The sequence below is a fragment of the Pseudidiomarina piscicola genome, assembly GCF_902806985.1.
Taxonomy (GTDB): domain Bacteria; phylum Pseudomonadota; class Gammaproteobacteria; order Enterobacterales; family Alteromonadaceae; genus Pseudidiomarina; species Pseudidiomarina piscicola.
Genome location: NZ_CADCXY010000001.1, coordinates 114,049 through 137,839, shown reverse-complemented (window position 1 = coordinate 137,839; position 23,791 = coordinate 114,049). Strand labels below are relative to the sequence as shown.

Below are 23,791 nucleotides of genomic sequence, written 5' to 3'. Positions count from 1 at the left end.
TGTTACAACTTATTCAGGGTAAAACTGACGTCCCTCGTTGGCCATTTCAACCAATAACGGAGCCGGCTCGTAACGTTCGCCATGTTGTTTGGCATAGGCGCGAAGCTGCCCTACCACCTCAGCACAACCAAGACTGTCCATATAGCGGAACGGACCACCACGGAATGGTGGGAAACCAATACCAAAGATGGCACCAATATCACCGTCGCGCGGGCTGCGTATAATACCTTCAGCCAGACAGTAGACTGCTTCGTTCAACATCAAGAACACCGTACGTTGCGCCATTTCGGTGGCGGTTAGTTTGGCCTCAGGGTGCACTCCAAGCAAGCTGTAGACCTCAGCGTCAACCTCTTTACCCGGCTTTTTACCTGAGTAACTATAAAAGCCCTTCTTGTTCTTCTTACCTTTGCGGTCGTCATCGAGTAGTTTCGAAAACGCATCCGGAGCCCGGAAACGATCACCAAGCTCATTCGCCATGATGGGCGCAACTTTGGCAGCAACATCGATGCCAACTTCATCCATCAGCTTCATCGGGCCCACTGGGAAACCAAACTTCACTAACGCTTTATCAACCGCATCAATAGGTTCACCGCCAAGCACCAGACGAGCGGCCTCATTCATATAAGGGGCAAGAATACGGTTTACATAGAAACCGGCACCGTCTTTGACCACTATTGGTGTCTTACCCTGCTTCTTCGCCAGCGCAACTGTGGTTGCGATGGTTTGCTCAGAGGTCTTGTCATGGGTGATGATTTCCGCCAACGGCATTTTATCTACGGGTGAAAAGTAGTGTAACCCGATCACATTTTGTGGCCGTTCAGCCTTGGCCGCAATTTGCGTAATGGGGAGACTGGAAGTGTTGGTCGCGAAAATCGCATGCTCAGGTGCCACAGCTTCAATATCAGCCACCATTTTTTGCTTCAGCTCAAGGTCTTCAAACACCGCTTCAATCACCACGTCGACCCGCTCAAACCCGCTGTAGTCGAGACTACCGCTGAGCCGTAACATTGCCTGTTCCATCTCAGCGCGACGTAAATGCTTACGTTTCACTTTTTTATTGAGTAAGTCGTAACTGTACTTCAACGCATGGGTGATACCAGGCTCTGCAATATCCTTAATCCGCGCCGGCAGCCCGGCTTTAATCGCCGTGACATAGGCAATGCCACCGCCCATTAAGCCGCCACCTAACACCCCTACACGGTTCACAGCTGCCGGCTGCGTATCACCGGCACCGGTTTCTTTTTTCATTGCCGTGGTGGCAAAGAAAATTCCGCGCAGCTGCTTCGACTCCGGGGTCATGGCCAATTCGCCAAACTGCCGTGCTTCATAGGCCAAGCCTTCGCTCATACCTCGGTCGGCACCATAAGCGATGGTATCAATAATTTTATCCAAGGCTGGGTAATTGCCCTTGGCTTTGCTCTGTGCCTGTTCACGGGCCTTTTTGAAAATAATGCCACGCCCAGCGCTGGTGCCTTCAAGCGCTTTGTTCATGAGACTGTGAGTAACTTTTTGCACGCGCGGCTTACTGTTTAGAGCTTTCTCAACCGCAGCGTCGAGCAAAATACTCGCCGGCACCACTTCATCCACAATGCCCTGCTTCTTGGCTTGTTTTGCGCGTAATTGCTTACCCGTTAACATCAACGGCAACGCTTTCTGAATGCCAATTAAGCGCGGTAGGCGCTGGGTACCACCGGAACCAGGCAGCAAGCCGAGTTGTACTTCAGGCAAGCCAATGGCGGTTTTTTTGCTGTCCGTACAAATGCGATAGTGACAGGCCAACGCTAATTCAAGGCCACCACCTAAACAGGCACCATCAATGGCCGCAACCACTGGAACCTTTAACTGTTCGATACGATCGAACATCGCCTGGCCCTGTCGTGCTAGGCTCTCGGCATCGGCAGCATTATCACAACCGTCGATCATGCTGATGTCGGCACCAGCTACGAATGAGCCCGGCTTGTCGCTTATCACAACCACACCTTTGAGGGTCGATAACGCCTCAAGTTTAGCCAAGACATCGCTGACTTCATCAGCAAAGGTTGCTTTGAGGGTATTCATTGACTCGCCAGGCACGTCAATATGAATGACTGCCACGCCATCATCACGAGTTTCTAAAGTAAATGCGCGTTGCGTATCAGTCATTAGTTTGTCTCCAAAATCATTGCTGCACCTAAACCACCGGCGGCACAGGCGGTGGTTAAACCGACGCCGCCACCGCGACGTTGCAGTTCACGCAGGGTTTGCGTGATCATGCGAGCACCCGTTGCGGCAAAGGGGTGGCCATAGGCAATAGAGCCACCCAGTACGTTAAATTTGTCCATATCGATATCGCCGATAGCTTCGCTGCGACCAAGTTTTTCCTCGGCAAACTTTTTGCTACCAAACATTTTCACGTTAGCCAAAGTTTGTGCCGCAAAGGCTTCATGCATATCAATCAAATCAAGATCAGACAGCTTCATGCCAGCGCGGTCAAGCGCGATAGGGGTAGCATACGACGGCCCCATGAGCATGTCTTTCTCAACGCCAATCGCACTAAACGCGTAGCTCTTGATATACCCCAAAACTTCATAGCCAAGTGCTTTGGCTTTACTTTCGGTCATCAATAGCACCGCTGCAGCACCATCGGTTAAAGGTGTACTGTTGGCAGCTGTTACCGAGCCATGCTTGCGGTCAAAGACTGGCTTCAACTTGGCATAGCCATCTAAAGTGCTATTGCTTCGAATGGTATTGTCGCGACGCAAGAAGTCTTTATAAGGTTCCGCGTAAGCCGTCATGACTTCGTCATTGAGCTTGTCAGCTTCCCATGCTTCATGGGCTAAAGAATGTGAACGGTGTGCCAAGGCATCTTGATCAGCGCGGCTAATGCCATGGCTCTTCGCCATTTGCTCAGCCGTATCCCCCATGGTTAAGCCGGTGCTGTATTCTGCAATAGCTGGCGGTACTGGTGCCAAATCTTTAAAGCTCAAGCGCTTCAAAATCGCCAATTTTTGGCCTAAGCTGCGCGCTTTGTTTAAATCGACCAACGCATGTGCCAGTCGACGCGACACGCCGATAGGTAACACCGAAGAGGAGTCTGCACCACCGGCAATGCCTACCGAGGTATTGCCCACCAACATTGACTCCACCACGTTAACGGTCGACTGAAAGCTGGTCGCACAGGCACGCGACACACTGTAAGCATCGGTACCGACCGGTAAACTTGTGCCTAGCACAATTTCACGTGCGATATTGGGCGCCGATGGCATTTGCACAACTTGGCCAAACACCAGTTGTTCAACTTCTTTGCCGTCTAAGCCGTAACGATTGAGCATTTCTTGCACGACCATTTTGCCTAAGTCGAGTGCTGGAATACCGTGAAAATAGCTTGCTTGTTTCGCAAACGGCGTACGCAAGCCGGCCACAACGGCAATGCGATCTCCGTTTGCGGTTGTCAATTGTTGACGTGACGTCATGTTCAACTACCTCTGTTGGTAAATTAGGTCACCACGTAATCTGGTCAGACCTCATAGATTATTACAAATTTTAGCCGTTTAATCCGCAGAATTAAACTCTTGTTTTCGTTACAGTGCATAATAGAGTATAGACACACGCTAACACTTTAGAGGTCGACATGGCTGCAGAACAGTTTCAAAGCCTGCGCAATTACCTAGATAGTCAGGTTTTAGGGCAACCCGAATTCACTGAGAGCTTGCTTATCGCCGTACTGGCTGATGGCCATTTACTCGTCGAAGGCCCACCTGGGCTAGCTAAAACGCGCGCGGTGAATGCCCTCGCCAAAGGAATCGAAGGTGACTTCCACCGCGTTCAGTTCACCCCTGACCTATTGCCAGCAGATTTAACCGGCACTGATATTTATCGACCTGAAACCGGTGAGTTCGTATTTCAGCAAGGGCCTTTGTTTCATAATGTTATTTTGGCTGATGAAATTAACCGGGCACCTGCCAAAGTTCAGTCTGCACTGTTAGAAGCAATGGCGGAGCGTCAAATAACCGTTGGCCAAACGACGTATCCCTTGCCTGAGTTGTTTATGGTGCTCGCTACGCAAAACCCGCTCGAGCAGGAAGGTACCTACCCGTTACCTGAAGCACAGCTTGATCGGTTTTTAATGCAGCTAAACCTGGACTACCCAGCCGCCGACACCGAGTTAGACATTTTACGTTTAACTCGCGGCGAAGAACTGCATGGGGAAGTGGCCATGCCCACACCACTGCAGCAAAGCGATATATTTGGCGCGCGCAAGGAAGTGCTGGAAACCTTTATCGATGAAAACGTTGAAAACTACCTAGTACAACTGGTCATTGCATCACGTCAGCCAGAACACTACCATGCCGATTTAGCGCGTTGGTTGAGTTACGGTGCCAGCCCTCGTGCAACCATTGCTCTTGATCGCTGTGCACGCGCAAAAGCCTGGCTCAACGGCCGTGACTTTGTCACCCCCGACGACATCCAGGCGGTATTCCCGCACGTTATGCGGCATCGGATCATATTGAGTTATCAGGCCGAAGCCGACGGTGTGACCGCAGACCAAGCGCTACAAGTTATTTTACAAGAAGTTCCAACTCCATAACGGCGCTTGGCGACAGCTGAAGGTGACAAATTCTGACTATGATAGATGCGCAAGAGTGGCTCAAACAGTGGCAAAGCAACGGCCGTAGCGTCGGCGCCGCAGAGCTGATGTATTATCGCAGTAAAGTGGGAGCTTTTGCGCGTCATCGCCGGCTGCACCCACCAAAGTCTCAAAGCGGTGCGCTGTTGAGTAAAACCCGTGGCCGCGGGATGGAATTTGATGAAGTACGGCATTATCAGGCCGGAGATGATGTGCGTGCCATCGATTGGCGCGTCACCGCTCGTACAGGCACGGCGCACACCAAGTTATTTCGCGAAGAGCGAGAACGTCCAGTGTTATTTGTCGTCGACCTCTCCTATGGGATGCACTTGGGCAGCGAGTTATTGCTTAAAAGCGTGCAATCATGTCATATTGCGGCGGCAATGGCCTGGCTCGCAGCACAGCGCGGTGACCGCGTCGGTGCGGTGATTGGCCACCCTACTCGGCACATCGAAGTTCGGCCCCAAGGGCGCCAGCATGGGGTCATGCGTATTGTGCAGCAACTGGTAGAGCTGCAAAACGAAAGTTTATCCGCCTGGCAACAGCAAGCCTCGACCGAGACCTCACTTAATGTGTTGGACGACCTACTGCGACGCACGCAACATGTGGCAAAGCCCGGCTCAATCATTCATGTGATCAGCGACTTTGCGTATTACAATGAGTCTACCTCGCGCCTGTTACAGGCGTTGCAGCGCCACTGTTCCTTGCAGATCATTCAATGTTCCGATCCACTTGAGGCGCGCCTACCCGAGCAGTTACAACAGCAAAACGTTGCGCTCAGCGACGGCACCAACGACTGGCAGTTTGCCGCCGGTGATGGCACAGCGCGACAGCTTTACCAACAGCACGCAGCGGCGCATCAACAGCACTTCATGCAGGAACTACAGCAGTTGAACCTTAACTTATACCCGTTTAGTGCCGCACAAAGTATCGAACAGCAATGGCCCGAGGTGATGCGATGATCGACACCTCGTCACAACTCGAGCAACTGCACGATATTGTAGCGCCACCGGCAGCCCATTGGTGGCCCTTGGCAGCGGGGTGGTACATAGTCGCCGGCGCGGTCCTGCTTATCATAACTCTGCTCACCTGGTGGCTGGTAAGGCGCTATCGTCTGCGGCGCGTGCGGCGCGCGGCCCTAAGGCAACTCTCACCACGCCTGCCACTGAATACAACCACTTTGGTGCTCAAGCAAGCGTGCTTAGGCTATTTCCCTAGCAGCCAAATGGCGGGTTTAACGGGCAGCTCGTGGCGTACGTTCTTACTGCAACAGTTGGCGACGCGGAACGCGGCAGACTTCGCTGAGTTACTCACAAGCGTCGAACAAGCGGCCTATCAGCCGCACACGAGTGAACTTGATGCATTGCAGCAACGCTATTACCAATTTGCTCGATTGTGGTTAAAACGTGCGCTGCCACCAAAGCAGCGACAACTTTCCAGCGAGGCCAATCGATGATTCACTTTGCTTGGCCTTGGTTAGCGCTGGCTTGGTTCCTGGCGCCTTTACTCTGGTGGCTACGACGGCCGCAGCCACCACACTACTCAACCTTAAAGGTGGCTCACTTAGAACCCACCCATAGCAACCTGCCGTCATCGCCGAAGCGACGTTGGCTAAGGTTGTTTGCGTTGCTTCTTTGGAGCTTATTGATCATTGCCGCGTGTCGCCCCCAATGGCTTGGCGAGCCCGTACAGATACGCAGTGAAGCTCGGGAGATGATGCTAGCGGTCGACCTTTCCGGCAGTATGGAAATTGCCGATATGCAGCTTGAGGGTTATGAGACCAATCGTCTTGATATGGTCAAGCATGTAGTCAGTGACTTTATCGCCCGCCGTCAGGGCGATAAGCTCGGCCTAATCCTCTTCGCCGACACCGCTTATGTTCAGTCGCCTATTACTTACGACCTTACCAGTGTCGAACAGTTGTTAGACGAAGCGCAATTACGCTTGATTGGCGAACGTACCGCCATTGGTGACGCCGTGGCTTTGGCAGTAAAACGCTTTCGCGATAACGAGCAAAGCAATAAAATACTAATCCTGTTAACCGACGGTCAGAACACCGCAGGCGACGTATCACCAGAGCAGGCGCGCCGGCTCGCTGTGTATTATGGCATCAAGGTGTACGCAATTGGCGTCGGCGCGGAAGAAGTTATCGTCGATAGCTTTTTTGGCAAGCGCAAGGTGAACCCTAGCCGCGACCTTGATGAAGGCATGTTACGTCGATTGGCTGAAACCACCGGCGGCGAATATTTTCGAGCGCGCAGTACCGAAGAGCTTGAGCGTATTTATCAAACCTTAGACGCCTATGAACCCGTTGCCGGTGACGAACAGCTTCGGCGCCCACAAACGGAATTGTTTTATTGGCCAGCAGGTGCCGCTCTCGTACTTCTTTTAGTTTTAAGGTTAAGCCAACAGTTGGCATCGCTGCGGAGGCTCAACCATGCAAATTGAGCAAGTGTTAAGCCAATTCCATTTTCTCCGGCCTTGGTGGCTACTCAGCGTGCTACCTATCATGCTTTTGATCTGGCTTAGTTGGCGCTCGCGGCGTAACAGTCGTGGCTGGCATAGTGTTATTGCTCCCCACTTGGCGTCGTTACTCGTCACGTCTGCACCCGATAAGCAATCGGCTACGCGTTACTGGGCTTTACCATTAGCACTTCTGCTGTTCGCCTTAGGCAGTGCCGGGCCAACCTGGCAACGGATACCGCAACCGGTGTATCAGCTCGACGCTGGTCAAGTCGTGGTATTAGATATGTCGCTGTCGATGCGCGCGACCGACGTCGCCCCCAATCGGCTGACCCAACTGCGCTACAAGGCCATGCAATTAGCGAGTGAACACCTTGACGGCGATACCGGCCTAATTGCCTACGCCGGTGATGCCTTTGTAATTAGCCCACTGACCGCGGATGCCAGCAGTCTTGGCAACCTTATTCGCGCATTGAGTCCAGAGATTATGCCAAGTCCCGGCAGTGATCCCATTAGCGCTCTTAATCTCGCTGACCGACTGTTACGCGAAGCCGGTTATCCGCAGGGTGATATTTACTGGTTCACCGATGGCATAGACACCCGCGATCAACAAGAGCTCACGCGCTTCGTGCGTAATCACCCGCATCGTCTGGCCGTGCTTGCGGTGGGAACCGAACAAGGAGCCCCTATTGAGCTGGAAACGGGCAAGTTGTTGCGCAACAATGCGGGCGATGTAGTTATCCCTCGACTTACTCCAACTCGGCTTGAGCAGCTCGCAGAACTAAGCAATGGACGCTTTAGCAAGCTACGACAAGACCCTCAAGATATTGCTTACCTGGCCGCTATGGACCCGCTTTCGCGCGATGGTAAAGAACGCGATGACCAACGCGGTGATGCTTGGTATGACCTTGGGCCTTGGTTGATTATAGCTGGCATCTTGTTATTGCTGCCGATGATTCGCCGCGGCAGCCTATTGCTCATCTTATTCAGTGTCACCAGCGCCGTTCCTTTGTTCATAAGTGCACCTGCCGCCGCACAAACTGACAACGATGGGCTCGCTTGGCACGAGCAATTGTGGCAAACGCCCTATCAGCAAACGGATCAAGCCCTGAAAAACGAAGACTATCAGCGCGCCGCAGAAATTGCCGAAGATGCCTGGCAACGAGGCACGGCAAACTATCGAGCAGGCCGCTACGAACAAGCGCTGACCGACTTTTCCCAGGTGGATAATGCGCAAGGTTACTATAACCAAGGCAATAGCCTGATGCAGTTAGAACGCTATGATGAAGCAGCCAATGCTTACGCCGAAGCACTCAATCGCGACCCGGACTTTACTCAGGCGCAAGAAAACTTAGCATTAGCCGAACGACAAGCAGAACAGCAACGTCAACAGCAGCAACAGCAACAAGGCGACGGCCAGCAGCAACAACAGCAGGATGGTGATGGCGAGCCTAACGATGGTGATGCGGCCGGCACTGAATCATCGGCTGAGCCCGGTGACACTTCATCACCGCCCGAGTCTGAGAGCCAAGACCCGCAACAAGGTCAAAAGCCGCAGCCGCAAGAGTCCAAGCAGCCCGCTGAGCAGCCGGACAGCGAAACACCGCCGTCGGCACAAGGCCCCTCGGCCGAGCAGCTCAGTGAAGAACAACGCCAGCAAATGGAACAATGGCTGAACCGAATCGACGACAACCCAGCCTTTTTGCTGCAACGAAAAATGCTTGAAGAAACCAAAAAACGTCGTACCCAACAACGTCCGCCGCAAGGAGTTCAAAAACAGTGGTAGTGTATCGCGCAAAGTTTTACTCGTTACTTAACACACTGCTCTTGGTTGCTTTAGTGACCTGGCTACCCGCCAGTGCCGCACAGTCAAGTAACAGCACTGAAGTTGCCATAAGTGTTGATAAAAACCCAATTGTGGCGAACGACACCTTTATTCTAACTTTGACCGTGAATCAGTTAGTGAGTGACACCCTATGGCAGCCCCAGCAAGCCCTCCAAGAATTTGAGGTGTTAGGCAGTTCAAGTAGTCGTAATACCCAAATCATTAATGGTGTCACGACCGAACAAACGACTTTCAATACCATTGTGCGAGCCCCCGCTGACGCCGGTGACTATGCCATTGGCCCGGTTCACTTGCTCGATGTGCAGAGTAATAGTTTAAACCTCGAAGTCGTTGCTGCCGAACAGAGTGATAAATTGCTTGATCAGCGTAAAGCTTTTATCAAGGTTGAACTCAACCGTGACCAAGTTTATGTGCAAGAACAGGTGCAACTAACCGCAAAACTCTATCTCGCGGCAAACCTGCACAGTGGTAACATCATTCCGCCTAAGTTGGAGCAAGCAGATATCCGGCAAGTTGGCCGCGATTCGGAAACCAGCGAAATTATCAATGGCCGTAAATTCCAAGTTTTTTCTCGCGATTTCGTCGTGATCCCGCAACGCTCAGGTGAACAAGTGATTCAGGGGCCGTTGTTTCAGGGACAAATTAACGTAAAAAGCAAACGCACGTTATTTCCCACGTTCTCGTCCACGGAGTCGATCACTACCGCAGCCGAAGATCTACCACTTAGGGTGCAACCTATTCCGCCTAGCTGGCCTACGGGGCACGATTGGCTGCCCGCCGAGCTGGTCACGCTGTCGGTAAGTGTGGGTAGCGAGAGCGCTCCTCAAGACACCGAAGAACAACAATTTAGTCAAGGTGAACCGATTAACCTGACCTATCGGTTATCAGCGATAGGTCCACTTCCCGATCAATTGCCACGTCTCGACGAGCTGGTCGCCCAACTCGCCATTCCAGGCGCAAGTATCTACCCAGAAGCGCCCGAGTCTAGTGCTAATCAACGTAATGGCCGTTTGATTTCGCAGCAGACCGTGCGCGTGGCGGTGATTCCGCATCAAGCCGGTGAATTGCGGCTGCCCGAATTAACATTGCCGTGGTTTAACACGCAATTGCGCCAACAGGACAATGCCACCGCACCCGCTCAGCAGTTTGCCATCATCGCCAAAGCCGGGGGCACTGGCGTTGATTCGCCACAGTCTAGCCAGCCGGTAACGAACGCAGCAGAGACATCGACGCCAACCAATGCAGCTACCTCTACTGAGGTCGAGGAGACCCCAGTGGCAGCTAGTACGGTATGGTACCAACAGGTACAGCTGTGGCAGTTGCTAACGCTGCTATTCGCACTTCTGTGGTTACTGACACTGCTCGCTGTTGGCTACCTGGCACGGCGTAAACAACGCGCTAACTCGTCCGCTAGCGCCACAAACGCAACATCCGACAATTACCAGCAACATCTCAAGGCGTTAAAGCATGCTTGTACGCGCAACGATGCGGCGGCGGTAGAGTTACTGCTCAAACGTTGGGCAAGACACTACGCAGGTCGCACCAGCGCCGAGCTAAGCGGCGTTGCCGACGAACTTGACCATGCCCCCTTACGAAGTCAAATCGAACACCTGCAGCGCTGTCGTTTTGCCGCAGGCAGCGCTAACTGGCACGAAGGGAAAGCCCTTTGGCGAGCTTTTCAGGCGGCGCTAAAGGCGGCTGAGCAGCGCCAACAAGAAACCGGTTCAGTATTACCCGATCTGTATCCTCGCTAACAAAAAAAAGCGCACACTGCTGACAGTGTGCGCTTTCGGTTATCGCTAACGAACCAGCTGTTAACTTTCGTCGTTACTCGAGTTTAGTCGCAATTCGATTTCGGCATCAGCGCGCAGCGCCTCAATCACTCCCTGATACGACTGTTGCATGTAGCTGTTTTTCAATTGCTCTTGTAACTGAGCAGTACGCGCTGCATCGACATTACCTTCGGTAACAGCTTCAAGTACCACAATCGCCACGTCACCATTGCTCGTGGTTGCAGTATCTACGCTAACTTGACCTGCCGCTGGCGCAGCCATATCAAATAACCGTTGCACCACTGCACGCGGGTGGTCGGTCGTTTGACGCGAAACCTCGCTCAGTTCAGTGAACTCAACAGCGGTGACTGATTGCTGTTCACGTACCTGGGTGAGTAGCTCATCGGCCGCCTGCAGCGCAAGCTCTTGTGCTTGTTCAAGACGAACATTTTCAACAACCTGCTCACGTACGTCAGCTAATGGTTTGGTTGCCGCTGCTTTGTGGTCAACCACGCGTACCACCACTGACTCAGTGTCGCTGATTTCAATCAAGTCGCTGTTCAGGCCTTCATTGATAAGGTCGTTACTAAAGACTTCTGTAATGACTACTGGCGAACTTAACGCACCTGGCGCCGCATTCCGACTAAACCAGTCGGTTTCGCGCGCTTGAATACCGAGGTCCTCGGTCACTGGTGCAAAGGTATCTGGCACCTCAAAAGTAAGCTCGGTAACGTCTTGCTGTAGCTCGTAATAACGTTGCTTGACCTGCTCATCGCGCAAGTTCGCAACTATTTCACTGCGAACCTCTGCCAAGGGTGTCACACTGCCAGGACGCTTGTCGGTAAGTTTGATGATGTGATAACCAAAGCTACTTTCCACAACATCGCTGATACTTCCCACGTCTTCTAACGCAAATGCAGCCTCTTCAAAGTCGGCATCCATGGTACCGGGCTCTATCCAGTCAAGATCACCGCCTTGTTCACCCGAGAAAATATCGTCGGAACTTTGTGCAGCTAGCTCAGCAAAGTCAGCGCCGTTTTCAAGCTCAGCACGCAAAGCTTCAGCTTCTGCTTTGGCCGCATCAGCGTCATTGCCTGACTCAATTAAAATGTGTGAAAAACGATACTGAGGTGCTTTTGAATAACGGCTTTGGTTGCCCTCGTAATAGGCTTGGACTTCTTCGTCGCTAACTTCTACGGCTTCGGCAACAGTCCCCGCATCGACCATTACATATGCAACTTTCACCTGCTCTGGAATAGCAAAGCGGTCAAGGTTATCGTCATACCAGCTCTGCACTTGTGCGTCAGACACCTCAACTTGATCGAGATAGTCGGCGGTTGCCAATTGGGCAAATCGGCCACTACGTAGTTGGCCAAGTAAACGCTGGGTGGCATCGACTTCACTGGGCAACACGAATTCGCTATCAACAAGGCCCTGAACATACTGTTGGGTCACCAAGTCACGACGAATTAAAGCGGCAAAACCGTCTGGGGTATAACCCAAGCTACGTAGGGTCGTTTGATACATTTCGTTGTCAAACTGACCTGCCACTTTAAAGCTAGAAATATCGCGAATGGCCGCTTTCACTTGAGCCGCAGACGCGCGCAAACCTTGCGCTTTTGCTGCTTGCTCTAATAATTTTTGATTGACCAGATCGTTCACAACACGGCTGCGCAAGTTTTGCGTATAGCGCGGGTCTCTCGCCAGTTGCTCATAGAAGTCACCGAGCTGCTGTTGCTGACGTGCACGTTCATTTTCAACTGCACGATCAAACTCTGTCTGGGTAATCTCTTCACCATTAACGATAGCGACTGATGGTTCAGGAGTATTCGAGATATACCCGCCGATCCCTGCTAGTGCAAACGTTAACGCGATGAGTACTAATATAGCTTTCACAAGAAAGCTCTGTGACCCTTCACGAATCCTGTCCAACATAATTCTATTAACCTCAAAAAGTGTTCGATTTTTTACCGCGCGTTATTCTATCCCATTACGCGGAAAAAAAATAACCCGAAGACATGCTTCGGGTTACTTTCGCTATTCGCTGGCGGAACGGACGGGATTCGAACCCGCGACCCCCGGCGTGACAGGCCGGTATTCTAACCAGCTGAACTACCGCTCCGCAGTGATTAGTTTACTGAGTCTTTCAGCGCTTTACCGGCTTTGAAAGAAGGTACTTTTGCTGCAGCGATTTGAATCGTTTGACCAGTTTGTGGGTTACGGCCAGTGCGAGCTGAACGCTCACGTACACTGAATGTACCAAAACCTACAAGTGCAACTTGCTCACCTTTTTTCAAAGCATCTGTTACCGCTTCGATGAAAGAGTCGAGAGCACGTCCAGCAGCAGCTTTAGAAATCTCTGCTCCGTCTGCAATTTTGTCAACTAACTGAGACTTGTTCACAGTATCATCCCCTTAGATTGTTATTATCAGATTTGCATGGTTCCATTTGCAATTCGAATGGTCCAGCGAAGGTTATAACAAGCTCGAACATATGGTTCAAGCCGTACAACAGGTCTCCGACTACAGTTACGTGTCCCTGTCGTTAAAGTGGTATGCCAGAGCTTTTATTAGTTATGCTTGACCAATCACTTTGACTCTAGGCTACCACAACAATTTCGATTGAGAACCCTTTTTCACAATTTTTTTGACGAAAGAATGCGGCCTCCAGCGATGTTAAGGCCTTCAAGGCCGCATTTTCTCGTTTTTAGTTGGCGTTTTTAACCTCAGGTTGACGTTCAAGGGCCACTTGTAACACCTCGTCAATCCATTGCACCGGCTGAATTGTCAAATCACCTTTAACATTGTCGGCGATTTCCTCGAGGTCGCGTTCGTTGTCTTTCGGAATCAACACGTGCTTAATGCCGCCGCGATGGGCCGCTAACAGTTTCTCTTTCAAGCCACCGATGGCTAACACTTCACCACGCAAGGTGATTTCACCCGTCATGGCAACGTCCGCCCGCACCGGTATTTCTGTCAGCGATGAAACCAACGAGGTTACCATGGCAGTACCAGCACTTGGCCCATCTTTAGGTGTTGCCCCTTCAGGTACGTGCACGTGTAAATCACGTTTCTCGTGGAAGTCCGCTGGAATACCCAGCATATCCGCGCGACTGCGAACTACGGTTAACGCCGTCTGAATCGACTCTTGCATCACATCGCCCAGCGAGCCCGTTGAGGTGATTTTGCCTTTACCCGCAACATTCGTCGCTTCAATCGTCAGCAAGTCGCCACCGACTTCGGTCCAGGCTAAGCCAGTCACCTGACCGACTTGATTTTTCTCTTCAGCTTTACCGTAGTCAAACCGCTGCACACCTAAATACTCGTTAAGGTTGTCGGCGTTGATCTCAACTTTCTTAAGCCGCTTATCGAGCACAATTTTCTTCACTGCTTTGCGGCATAAACGAGAAATTTCACGCTCGAGGTTGCGCACCCCAGCTTCACGAGTGTAATAACGAATAATGCCTAAGATCGCGTCGTCTTTGATCAACAACTCTTTATCTTTCAAACCATTGCGTTCGAGTTGCTTGGTCAACAAGTGGCGCTTAGCAATGTTCAGCTTCTCGTCTTCGGTATAACCAGACAGTCGAATTACTTCCATACGGTCAAGTAATGGTGCCGGTATGTTCATGCTGTTTGAGGTTGCAACAAACATCACATCGGAGAGATCATAGTCAACTTCAAGGTAGTGATCGTTAAAGTTAACGTTCTGTTCGGGGTCTAATACTTCCAGTAACGCCGAAGCAGGATCACCGCGCATATCGGCCGCCATCTTGTCGATTTCGTCAAGTAAAAACAGCGGGTTGCGAACCCCTACTTTGGCCATTTTTTGAATCAATTTACCTGGCATAGAACCAATATAAGTGCGTCGATGGCCGCGAATCTCAGCTTCATCACGAACACCACCTAACGCCATACGGATATATTTGCGCCCGGTTGCTCTGGCAACGGATTGCCCAAGAGATGTTTTACCTACCCCTGGTGGCCCCACCAGACATAAAATAGCGCCACGCACCTTGCTGGTACGCTGTTGCACCGCAAGATACTCGAGAATGCGTTCTTTAACTTTTTCTAAGCCATAATGATCGGCATCAAGAATTTTCTCGGCATTGGCGAGATCTTTCTTGATCCGCGAGCGCTTTTTCCACGGCACCGAGACCATCCAATCGATATAACCTCGTACCACAGTCGCCTCGGCCGACATTGGCGACATCATTTTTAACTTTTGCAACTCAGCACGGGTTTTAACTTCCGCTTCTTCGGGCATTTTCGCTTCTTGAATTTTCTTCTCTAACGCTTCAAATTCGTCAGGCCCGTCTTCCATTTCCCCCAGCTCTTTTTGAATAGCTTTCATTTGCTCATTCAAATAGTATTCGCGCTGGCTCTTTTCCATCTGCTTTTTAACTCGGGTACGAATCCGCTTTTCAACCTGCAACAGGTCGATTTCACCTTCCATCAGCGCCATCAAAAATTCGAGACGGTCTCGTACTTCGGTAATTTCTAGTACTTTCTGCTTATCATTTAGCTTCAACGGCATATGCGCTGCCATGGTATCTGCCAGCCGATCGGCTTCTTCGATACCCGACAGAGAGGTTAACACCTCAGGCGGTATCTTCTTATTAAGCTTCACATAGCCTTCAAATTGATTCACCGCCGAGCGAATCATGACCTCTTCTTCTTTTTCCGGCATCACTTCAGAATCTAAGTAATGCACCTTGGCACGGAAGAAATCCTCATGAGCTTCAAAGGCATCAATTTCGGCGCGCTGTGAGCCTTCAACCAGAACTTTAACCGTGCCATCAGGCAATTTCAGTAGTTGCAAGATATTGGCTACAGTTCCGATCCGGTGGATGTCTTTTTCTTCCGGCTCATCAATTGAAGCGTCTTCTTGAGCTGAAAGAAAAATCTGCTTGTTGTTTTCCATGGCCGCTTCTAGGCAACGAATTGACTTTTCGCGCCCCACAAATAGCGGGATGACCATATGCGGGTACACCACTACATCACGCAGTGGTAAAACAGGAATACTCAGGTGTTCAACCCGTTCTTCGCTCATATATGTCTCCAGATTTAATGACGTCAGGTCAGATTTAATTATCTTACCCTCTAATATGAGGCTATACAGATAAAGTTCAATGTTTTGCACAAAAAAAGGGCCTAAATGGCCCTTTTTGCATAAATATCAAACTAAAACTAGGTGTTATTCACCTGAAGCCTGCTTTTCTTGATCTTGATTTTCATAAATCATAATAGGTTTGGACTCACCGGTAATCACCGATTCATCGATCACAACCTTACTAACATTATCAATCGACGGCAGATCGTACATAGTGTCCAATAACACGCCTTCGACAATCGAACGCAGACCTCGAGCGCCAGTTTTACGAGTCATTGCTTTACGAGCAATCGCCCGCAACGCATCATCTCGAAACTCTAGCTCAACGTCTTCCATTTCAAATAACGCCGCGTATTGCTTGGTAAGAGCGTTCTTCGGCTCTTGCAAAATTTGCACTAAGGCTTCGTCGTCAAGTTCTTCTAGCGTTGCGACAACCGGCAAACGACCGATAAACTCTGGAATTAAGCCATATTTCACCAAGTCTTCTGGTTCAACTTGCTTAATTAGGTTGGCCATTTGCTCGGTCGCTTTGGCTTTCACTTCAGCACCAAAACCAATACCAGTGCCGACACTTACCCGCTGCTCAATGACTTTATCAAGCCCAGAGAAGGCGCCACCACAGATAAATAGAATCTTTGAGGTATCGACCTGCACAAATTCTTGCTGTGGATGCTTACGTCCGCCTTGTGGCGGCACTGATGCAACAGTACCTTCAATCAGCTTCAGCAATGCTTGCTGCACGCCCTCACCGGAAACATCACGAGTAATCGATGGGTTATCCGACTTACGCGAGATTTTATCAATCTCATCGACATAAACGATGCCGCGTTGCGCTTTTTCAGCGTCATAGTCACACTTTTGCAGCAGCTTCTGGATAATGTTTTCGACATCTTCACCCACATAACCAGCTTCGGTTAAGGTGGTGGCGTCCGCCATGGTGAAAGGCACATCGAGAAAACGAGCTAGGGTTTCCGCAAGGTAGGTTTTACCTGACCCCGTTGGACCGATCAGCAAAATATTACTCTTGCCTAGTTCAATTTCGTCTTTACCTTTACCTGTATTGTGCAAACGTTTGTAGTGATTATAAACCGCGACCGCCAGCACCCGCTTAGCGAATTCTTGACCGATCACGTACGCATCTAGATGTTCGCGGATCTCTTTCGGTGTTGGTAATTTTTCTGAGCCTTCTTGCGGCGCAATATTTTGGATCTCTTCTTCCAAAATGTCATTGCACAACTCTACGCATTCGTCACAAATAAAAACTGAAGGCCCAGCAATTAATTTGCGAACCTCGTGCTGACTTTTTCCGCAGAAGGTACAAAACAATGGCTGTTCGCCATTACCTTCGGTTTTATCAGTCATGCTACTCTCCAGCTCGTTGAGTGAGTACCTTATCAACCACGCCGTAATTTACGGCTTCATCGGCCGACATAAAGTAATCACGATCAGTATCTTTAGCGATTTGTTCATAATCGCGACCGGTGTTTTCCGCAAGCATGCGGTTCATCCGTTCTTTAATATCTAAAATTTGACGGGCATGAATTTCAAAATCCGATGCCTGGCCTTGGAAACCTCCAAGCGGCTGGTGAATCATTACCCGCGAGTTCGGTAGGCAATAGCGCTTACCCTTGGCGCCGCCAGCTAACAAGAAGGCGCCCATGCTTGCCGCTTGGCCCATGCATACGGTGCTAACGTCAGGTTTAATGAAACGCATCGTGTCATAAATGGCCATACCTGCTGTCACGGCGCCGCCTGGTGAGTTGATATAAAGGAAAATATCTTTATCTGGACTCTCTGACTCTAAAAATAGCAACTGCGCTACGATCAGGTTAGCCATGTGGTCTTCAACCTGACCACACATAAATATCACTCGCTCTTTCAACAAGCGTGAATAAATATCGTAAGAACGCTCACCCTTGGCAGTTTGTTCAACCACCATAGGTACTAATTGCGCGATAGGATCGTGCGCGAGATCCGACATAGAAACTACTCCTGCAAATAAAAATGGCTCGTATAAGACTATACGAGCCATTAAACCAAGTTGCGAGTCACTCCGTCAACGCTTAGCGTACGGAATCGACAAACTTACTTCTCTTTCGGGTTCATCAACTCATCAAAGCTGGTCTTTTTCGCCGAAACTTTTGCTTGTTCAAGAATGAAGTCAACTGCTTGCTCTTCAAGTGCAACATTGCGCACTTGCTGCAGCAACTCGTCGTTACCTTTATAGTAGGTAATAACTTCTTCAGGGTCTTCATAAGCTGATGCATTGTTAGCGATAATTTCGTCTACTTTTGCATCGTCGACTTTAAGTTCGTTAGTACGAATTACTTCACCAAGTAACAAACCGACTTTTACGCGTTCTTTGGCTTGTTCTTCGAATAGGTTCGCAGGCAGCTCTGGCATTTGCGCTTGGTTATCGCCAAAACGCTGCATTGCTTGACGACGTAAGCCATCAATTTCCTGCTGTACCATCGCACTTGGTAAATCAACTTCATTACCTTCAACCAAACCTTTCAACACCTGCTCTTTAACTTTCGCTTGCACGGTGTTTTTAAGTTCACGTTCCATGTTCTTACGAACTTCAGCTTTCAGCGCGTCAACGCCGCCTTCGGTAACACCGAACATTGCTACGAAGTCGTCGTTAAGCTCAGGTAACACCTGTTCTTCAACTTTTTTCGCAACAATATCGAATTCCGCTTTCTTACCTTTAAGGTTTTCAGCGTGATAATCGTCAGGGAAGCTTACTTCGATGGTTTTTTCTTCACCGGTTTTCATACCGATAATATCGTCTTCGAAGCCAGGAATCATACGGCTTTGGCCAAGCTCAAGAGCGAAGTCTTGTGCTTTGCCGCCTTCAAATTCTTCGCCGTCGATACGACCGGTGAAGTCGATGGTGATACGCTCACCTTTTTTCGACTTACGCTTCACTTCTTTCCAATCAGCGTGTTGCTTACGCAAGGTTTCCAGCATAGTGTCAACATCTGCATCGGTGACAGCTACATCAGGCTTTTCGACGGTGATTTTGTCGAGACCTTGCACTTCAACTTCTGGGTAAACTTCAAACGTGGCAACAAACTCTAGGTCTTTACCAGCTTCGTTTACTTTAGGTTCGATGGATGGAGGACCCGCAGGGTTAATTTTTTCCTGCATGATCGCTTCAAAGTATTTGCTCTGCATTAATTCTTGCGCAGCACGTCCGCGAGCTTCTTTGCCGAATAATTTTTGCAATACATTCGGTGGTACCTTGCCTTTACGGAAACCGTTGATACGGCGATTACGGTACTCGTTTTTTAGTAGCTCTTTGACTTTCTCGTCAATGGTTGCCGCTGGCACAGTAATGGTGGCGCGGCGCTCTAATCCTTGGGTTGTCTCTACAGAAACCTGCATTGCTTTCTTACCTCGGCTTCACTAATGGCCTTGAGCCCACCACTATTGGGGCCCTTGAAAATGACGACGCATTATAGCGAAGGCATGCGGTCGCGTCGAGTAGTGTGACTTATTTTTTTCCGTAGAAATTAGCCGAATGGGCGCCGAACAAAGCAATTCCGGCCTTTATCTTTCGCCTCATAAACGGCTCGATCAACCTGTCTCAGCACACTACCTGGAGTGGTGTCTGCGGCTGGAATAAAGCTCAGCACGCCAATACTCACAGTAACTGGAGCGACACTGGTGTTGCTGGCAATGGCTTGCAATAATTCCGTCGCGCGTTGCTCTGCAACCTCGGCGCTCATAACCGGACAAATCACTACAAACTCATCACCGCCAAAGCGTGCAACTTTTTCACCACTACGTTGGAAGGTCTTTAATAGAATACCCGCCACAGAACACAGTGCAGCATCTCCACCTAAGTGCCCGTGCTTGTCGTTCAGCGCTTTGAAGTGGTCGATATCGACCATAAGAACACTTAAAAACTGTTGCTTACGCTGAGTGCGGCGCAACTCAGTTTCTAACACGGCATCTAAGCCCCGTCGATTAATTAAGCCGGTCAGGCTATCTTCATGAGCTAGCTGGGCAAGGCGTTCGTTGGCCGCGCGCAGCTCACTTTGCACTTGATGAAGCTGTGACTCGGTACGATGGCGGGCAATGGTGTTAGCGATCATGTCAGCCACCAGTTGCATTTGCCGCACATCTTCGTCGCTCCAAAGCGTACTGCGTTGCACAAGGTCACAGCCGACAAAGCCAATCAACTTACCTTCTAAGTACATGCCCACGGCCAGCATCGACTGAATCTGCTCGCGTTGTAACTCTTCTTTGAAACCACCGGTAACGTCCGGTAGCTGATCGGTACAAGAAACCACTACTTTACCGTCGGCGCGCATGCTGGTGAAGAACCAAGGCATGGCTTCGAGCGGAATGTTTTGTAAGTCGTCTTTATGTGAACTGATACCGCGATTCACCCACTCATGGGTATTCGTCATATGGCGATAGTCATCGGTGAATAAGAACACATAGCAACGATCTTTGCGGTCGTTACTTCCAAGCGCCGCAAGGGAGCGTTCGATATGCAGTTCAGCTTCGTCTGGCGCCGCATTAATTAAGCTCGTGCTGAGCTCGGAAATGAGATACGCAAAGCTTGCTGCGCTGTCTTCTGTTGATACAGAAGCCGGTTTGTCTGAAGTTTGAGCCATTTTAAATTCTTATGTTTGTTTTTTTCGGCAAACGAACTGCAGTCATGCCTTCTGCAGATAACCGCACAGTTCATCTCAACACATTCATTAGTTTATTAACAAATAGTTAAGCAATATGCTCTAAGATTAAGAATTTTTCAACCTATAGGGGAGGTTCATTGAAACAACGGCAAGAGATTATACGAATGGTCGGCGAGACTGGATTCGAACCAGCGACCCCTTGTACCCAAAACAAGTGCGCTACCAAGCTGCGCTACTCGCCGAACGTATAAATCTTTGGGGGACTTTCAGAAAAATGGGGTGGCTGATGGGATTCGAACCCACGACCACCGGAATCACAATCCGGGGCTCTACCAACTGAGCTACAGCCACCACTACTGTTGTTATGTCTTGCCAGGGCAAATTGGCGCACCCGGCAGGATTCGAACCTGCGACCGACGGCTTAGAAGGCCGTTGCTCTATCCAACTGAGCTACGGGCGCATGGTACAACATCGCGGTACTACTGAAAATGGTCGGCGAGACTGGATTCGAACCAGCGACCCCTTGTACCCAAAACAAGTGCGCTACCAAGCTGCGCTACTCGCCGACATCTTCAAAAACCCGTGCAGGACGCGGCCTGACAACGGGGGCGAATATTACCTGCTGCTCATGGCAGCGTCAAACCTTTTTTTGGTGAATTCGCCTGACTGCTGAAATTTGCAACAATTCGTCGTTAAATTCAACACCAGCGACCGTGCGATGCCGCAAACTTAACTACAATCATGCCATAAAACGTGTAAAAATAAGCATCTTTATAGACCTTTTTTAGAGTGAGCTTTGAGGAGCAACATGACCGCGCAATTTATTGACGGAAAAAAAGTCGCACAACAGGTTCGCACGCAAGTGAAAGAACGTGTTCAGCAACGTATTGAACAAGGGCTTCGGGCACCTGGCTTAGCGGTTATTTTAGTTGGTGAAGACCCGGCCTCAGAGGTATATGTCGGCAGTAAACGCCGCGCTTGTGAAGAAGTTGGCTTTAGCTCTAAGTCTTACGACCTTCCGGCAAGCACCAGCCAGAGTGAATTATTGAGTTTAATCGATGAACTCAATGCTGATAGCAGCGTTGACGGTATATTAGTGCAACTCCCTCTTCCTGAAGGGTTAGACGCCCAAGCATTACTCGAGCGCATTGACCCGTTTAAAGATGTTGACGGGTTTCATCCCTTTAACATGGGGCGCTTGGCTCAGCGCAACCCAGCATTACGCCCTTGTACGCCGCGCGGTGTCATGACGCTATTTGAATCTATCGACCTCGACCTGCATGGTCTTAATGCGGTGGTTGTTGGCGCCTCAAATATTGTTGGTCGGCCCATGAGCCTTGAGTTGCTGCTCGGCGGCGCAACCACAACCGTCTGCCATCGCTTCACCAACGACCTGCAAAAGCACGTCGAACGCGCCGATGTGGTGGTGGTTGCAGTTGGCAAAACGAACTTTATTCCGGGTCAATGGATTAAACCTGGCGCTGTCGTCATTGATGTCGGCATCAATCGTGGCGCTGACGGTAAACTTAAGGGTGACGTAGAGTTTGAAGTTGCTGCTGAACGCGCCAGTTACATCACGCCGGTACCCGGTGGCGTTGGCCCAATGACCGTTGCAACCCTAATGCAAAATACCTTGCAAGCCTGTGACACTTGGCATGCCCCCGGCTAAGGGTTAAGCCCTTCACGGTAACCACTTTGCAGCGGCGCGGCTAGGCGCCGCTGTAACGCCCACATAGGCCGGCCAAGCAGTTGTTCTCGCACGGCACAGTGACGTTGAGCCGGATCGCCCCACCACTGTTTCATCTGGCTTAGGACCTGAGCAGCAAAGGGCACTTCAAGCGGTAGGCACCACCACACCTCAATATCTAACTCACGCTGTCGCTGCCAACGCTGGGCATCCGCCTGGCTCGTACGCGTCCTGGCATGATCGATAGCTAGCTCCTGAAGCCAGCGCGCCGACGTTAAATCGTAGCGTCGCTCTGATTCCTCGCGTGACGTTTCAGCAGTGGGACGATGAACCTGCAACCTACCTGTCAGTTGGTAATGCAGCCACTGTTTGGCCGTTACCTTTAACTGCATTCGGCGCAGCTCAAACCGACTTGGTTCTGGCGCTTCGCCGGCAAACCAAACTGGCTCAAGGCTTGCCATTGCCGCTACTAAGGTGCGCTCCATCGCCAGCCGCGAGCCATGGTTTATGCTGCCGGCTCGCAGGCTGTAACTAACAGCCACGCGAAAGGTTGCGTTGGCAAACACTAACCACAATAGTTGCACCACTAGCAATACCGTTAGCACGACCACCGGCAGCACAATTAATGCCTCAACGGCGGCTTGTCCTGATTGAGAATTCGCTCGGCGGCGGCGCCGCCAACCAGAGCCAGTCACTGACAGCCACCTTGCGTTCGACAGGCTTGCCATTGCTGTTCTAGTTGCTGGAGTCGCGCTACGACGCTTTGAACATCATACCCAGCAATGATCGCTTGCTGTGCAGTTAGATCAGCTGCCGTCAAACTTGAGCTACGTAAGTCGTCAATGTCAGCATGTTGTGCACTCGCTCTTTGGGCAACCACTAACTGTGCTTCGACCAAGCCCGCATTTTTGACGCTATAGCCATTCATATTTAAGTCGGCCGCCATGGTCGAGTACTGCGGATGTTGCGGATCTTCAATACGATGCAGGTAGCGCTCTCGCAGCGCTAACACCGCCGGCTGCCAAACATGCAAGCGCAAATCACCAGTGTGACTCACGTCGGCCCCGGCAATTCGTTGTGCTAACCAGTTTGCTTCACTTACCGACGCTGCTGGTGTCTGTAAGCGCAGCAAATTTGCCTGGGTGGATAACTGCCATGGCGCGCCCCATGGTTGCCATATTTGCGCGATATAGCCTTTCGTAATTAGCTCACTTAACGGCTCTGGTAGGCGTGCTTCAGACAGCCAAAACTGCTCTATCGCAGTCAGTAGCGCATGAGCCTCCAGTTGCCAATGGCTGCGTTGCTGTGCCGCTTGTTCACGTGCCATCCATTGCTGACTCAATACTAGTAAACCGGCTAGCAAGCTTAATGCCAGCACCAACTCAAATAAAATATAGCCACGATGTTTCATCCTAAGGGTCCTTGTTGCATTTGCAGCAACCAACGCTGTTCGTTTACGTCACGTAAGCGCTGCTGTTGTCGATGGTCATCGCGTTGCTGCTGTTGCTGCAGCTGTTGCCTTTGATACTGAGGCTCGCGGGCCTGTAGTAAGGTCATTAGCAATAGCGCAAACCCCGCTAAACTTGCTGCCGCAATCACCCACTCGACGAGTAAGTAACCAGACTGATGAGCCATAGGGGGTTTGTGCTGCATGCG

At 50.5% G+C, this 23,791-nt stretch carries 19 protein-coding genes and 5 tRNA genes; 7 read left to right on the top strand and 17 right to left on the bottom strand.

The window, feature by feature from the left end; all coding sequences use genetic code 11:
* Window positions 1–9: 9 nt before the first annotated feature.
* Complete coding sequence (gene fadJ / locus PSI9734_RS00680) at window positions 10–2,142, bottom strand: fatty acid oxidation complex subunit alpha FadJ (protein ID WP_173919200.1); 2,133 nt, start codon at window positions 2,140–2,142, stop codon at window positions 10–12.
* On the bottom strand, window positions 2,142–3,452 hold the full coding sequence (fadI, locus tag PSI9734_RS00675) for an acetyl-CoA C-acyltransferase FadI (protein ID WP_173919199.1): 1,311 nt from the start codon (window positions 3,450–3,452) through the stop codon (window positions 2,142–2,144). Before fadI ends, fadJ begins: the two co-directional genes overlap by 1 nt.
* A gap of 158 nt (window positions 3,453–3,610) precedes the next feature.
* On the opposite strand from fadI, the gene PSI9734_RS00670 reads away from it, so the two are divergent.
* From PSI9734_RS00670 to PSI9734_RS00645, 6 genes are read left to right on the top strand one after another with little or no spacing between them, the layout of a single operon-like run.
* The gene (locus tag PSI9734_RS00670; RefSeq protein ID WP_173919198.1) at window positions 3,611–4,567 is read left to right on the top strand and encodes an AAA family ATPase; all 957 of its coding nucleotides are present in this window, start codon (window positions 3,611–3,613) and stop codon (window positions 4,565–4,567) included.
* Between the two features lie 38 nt (window positions 4,568–4,605).
* Window positions 4,606–5,568 carry a DUF58 domain-containing protein gene (locus PSI9734_RS00665; RefSeq protein WP_173919197.1) on the top strand — a complete coding sequence of 321 codons (963 nt, stop codon included), beginning with the start codon at window positions 4,606–4,608 and terminating at the stop codon, window positions 5,566–5,568.
* A complete protein-coding gene (locus PSI9734_RS00660; protein ID WP_173919196.1) occupies window positions 5,565–6,062 on the top strand; it encodes a DUF4381 domain-containing protein in 498 nt (165 codons plus the stop codon). Before PSI9734_RS00665 ends, PSI9734_RS00660 begins: the two co-directional genes overlap by 4 nt.
* Window positions 6,059–7,054: a vWA domain-containing protein gene (locus PSI9734_RS00655; protein ID WP_173919195.1), complete on the top strand. Its 996-nt coding sequence runs from the start codon at window positions 6,059–6,061 to the stop codon at window positions 7,052–7,054. Before PSI9734_RS00660 ends, PSI9734_RS00655 begins: the two co-directional genes overlap by 4 nt.
* The gene (locus PSI9734_RS00650) at window positions 7,044–8,855 is read left to right on the top strand and encodes a VWA domain-containing protein (RefSeq protein ID WP_173919194.1); all 1,812 of its coding nucleotides are present in this window, start codon (window positions 7,044–7,046) and stop codon (window positions 8,853–8,855) included. The genes PSI9734_RS00655 and PSI9734_RS00650 overlap by 11 nt, the downstream gene beginning before the upstream one ends.
* Window positions 8,849–10,669, top strand: coding sequence for a BatD family protein (locus PSI9734_RS00645; RefSeq protein WP_173919193.1), 1,821 nt, complete (start codon window positions 8,849–8,851; stop codon window positions 10,667–10,669). The genes PSI9734_RS00650 and PSI9734_RS00645 overlap by 7 nt, the downstream gene beginning before the upstream one ends.
* 60 nt (window positions 10,670–10,729) lie before the next feature.
* On the opposite strand, the gene ppiD is transcribed toward PSI9734_RS00645, so the two are convergent.
* The 12 genes from ppiD to PSI9734_RS00585 form a co-directional block, all read right to left on the bottom strand.
* Window positions 10,730–12,622: a peptidylprolyl isomerase gene (gene ppiD / locus PSI9734_RS00640; protein WP_281351410.1), complete on the bottom strand. Its 1,893-nt coding sequence runs from the start codon at window positions 12,620–12,622 to the stop codon at window positions 10,730–10,732.
* Window positions 12,623–12,732: 110 nt separating this feature from the next.
* A tRNA-Asp gene (locus tag PSI9734_RS00635) sits at window positions 12,733–12,809 on the bottom strand.
* A 7-nt stretch (window positions 12,810–12,816) separates the two neighbouring features.
* The gene (gene hupB / locus PSI9734_RS00630; RefSeq protein ID WP_173919191.1) at window positions 12,817–13,089 is read right to left on the bottom strand and encodes a nucleoid-associated protein HU-beta; all 273 of its coding nucleotides are present in this window, start codon (window positions 13,087–13,089) and stop codon (window positions 12,817–12,819) included.
* Between the two features lie 304 nt (window positions 13,090–13,393).
* On the bottom strand, window positions 13,394–15,739 hold the full coding sequence (gene lon / locus PSI9734_RS00625; protein ID WP_173919190.1) for an endopeptidase La: 2,346 nt from the start codon (window positions 15,737–15,739) through the stop codon (window positions 13,394–13,396).
* A 144-nt stretch (window positions 15,740–15,883) separates the two neighbouring features.
* Complete coding sequence (clpX, locus tag PSI9734_RS00620) at window positions 15,884–17,161, bottom strand: ATP-dependent protease ATP-binding subunit ClpX (RefSeq protein ID WP_173919189.1); 1,278 nt, start codon at window positions 17,159–17,161, stop codon at window positions 15,884–15,886.
* A gap of 1 nt (window position 17,162) precedes the next feature.
* Window positions 17,163–17,780 (bottom strand): ATP-dependent Clp endopeptidase proteolytic subunit ClpP, encoded by a 618-nt coding sequence (clpP, locus tag PSI9734_RS00615; protein WP_173919188.1) that lies wholly within the window; start codon window positions 17,778–17,780, stop codon window positions 17,163–17,165.
* Between the two features lie 104 nt (window positions 17,781–17,884).
* Window positions 17,885–19,186: a trigger factor gene (gene tig / locus PSI9734_RS00610; protein WP_173919187.1), complete on the bottom strand. Its 1,302-nt coding sequence runs from the start codon at window positions 19,184–19,186 to the stop codon at window positions 17,885–17,887.
* A 128-nt stretch (window positions 19,187–19,314) separates the two neighbouring features.
* A complete protein-coding gene (locus PSI9734_RS00605) occupies window positions 19,315–20,427 on the bottom strand; it encodes a sensor domain-containing diguanylate cyclase (protein WP_173919186.1) in 1,113 nt (370 codons plus the stop codon).
* 186 nt (window positions 20,428–20,613) lie between these two features.
* A tRNA-Pro gene (locus PSI9734_RS00600) sits at window positions 20,614–20,690 on the bottom strand.
* 33 nt (window positions 20,691–20,723) lie between these two features.
* Window positions 20,724–20,799 (bottom strand) — tRNA-His (locus PSI9734_RS00595).
* 32 nt (window positions 20,800–20,831) lie between these two features.
* A tRNA-Arg gene (locus PSI9734_RS00590) sits at window positions 20,832–20,908 on the bottom strand.
* Between the two features lie 29 nt (window positions 20,909–20,937).
* Window positions 20,938–21,014: transfer RNA gene (locus PSI9734_RS00585), tRNA-Pro, on the bottom strand.
* Between the two features lie 242 nt (window positions 21,015–21,256).
* Here PSI9734_RS00585 and folD point away from each other — a divergent pair.
* A complete protein-coding gene (gene folD / locus PSI9734_RS00580; RefSeq protein WP_173919185.1) occupies window positions 21,257–22,117 on the top strand; it encodes a bifunctional methylenetetrahydrofolate dehydrogenase/methenyltetrahydrofolate cyclohydrolase FolD in 861 nt (286 codons plus the stop codon).
* Here folD and PSI9734_RS00575 read toward each other — a convergent pair.
* Genes PSI9734_RS00575 through PSI9734_RS00565 form a run of 3 tightly spaced genes read right to left on the bottom strand, consistent with a single transcriptional unit; the run spans window position 22,114 to window position 23,788 of the window.
* Complete coding sequence (locus PSI9734_RS00575; protein WP_173919184.1) at window positions 22,114–22,830, bottom strand: TadE/TadG family type IV pilus assembly protein; 717 nt, start codon at window positions 22,828–22,830, stop codon at window positions 22,114–22,116. The two genes, folD and PSI9734_RS00575, sit on opposite strands and share 4 nt — an antisense overlap.
* The gene (locus tag PSI9734_RS00570; RefSeq protein WP_173919183.1) at window positions 22,827–23,546 is read right to left on the bottom strand and encodes a hypothetical protein; all 720 of its coding nucleotides are present in this window, start codon (window positions 23,544–23,546) and stop codon (window positions 22,827–22,829) included. Before PSI9734_RS00570 ends, PSI9734_RS00575 begins: the two co-directional genes overlap by 4 nt.
* Complete coding sequence (locus PSI9734_RS00565) at window positions 23,543–23,788, bottom strand: hypothetical protein (protein ID WP_173919182.1); 246 nt, start codon at window positions 23,786–23,788, stop codon at window positions 23,543–23,545. The genes PSI9734_RS00570 and PSI9734_RS00565 overlap by 4 nt, the downstream gene beginning before the upstream one ends.
* Window positions 23,789–23,791: the final 3 nt, after the last annotated feature.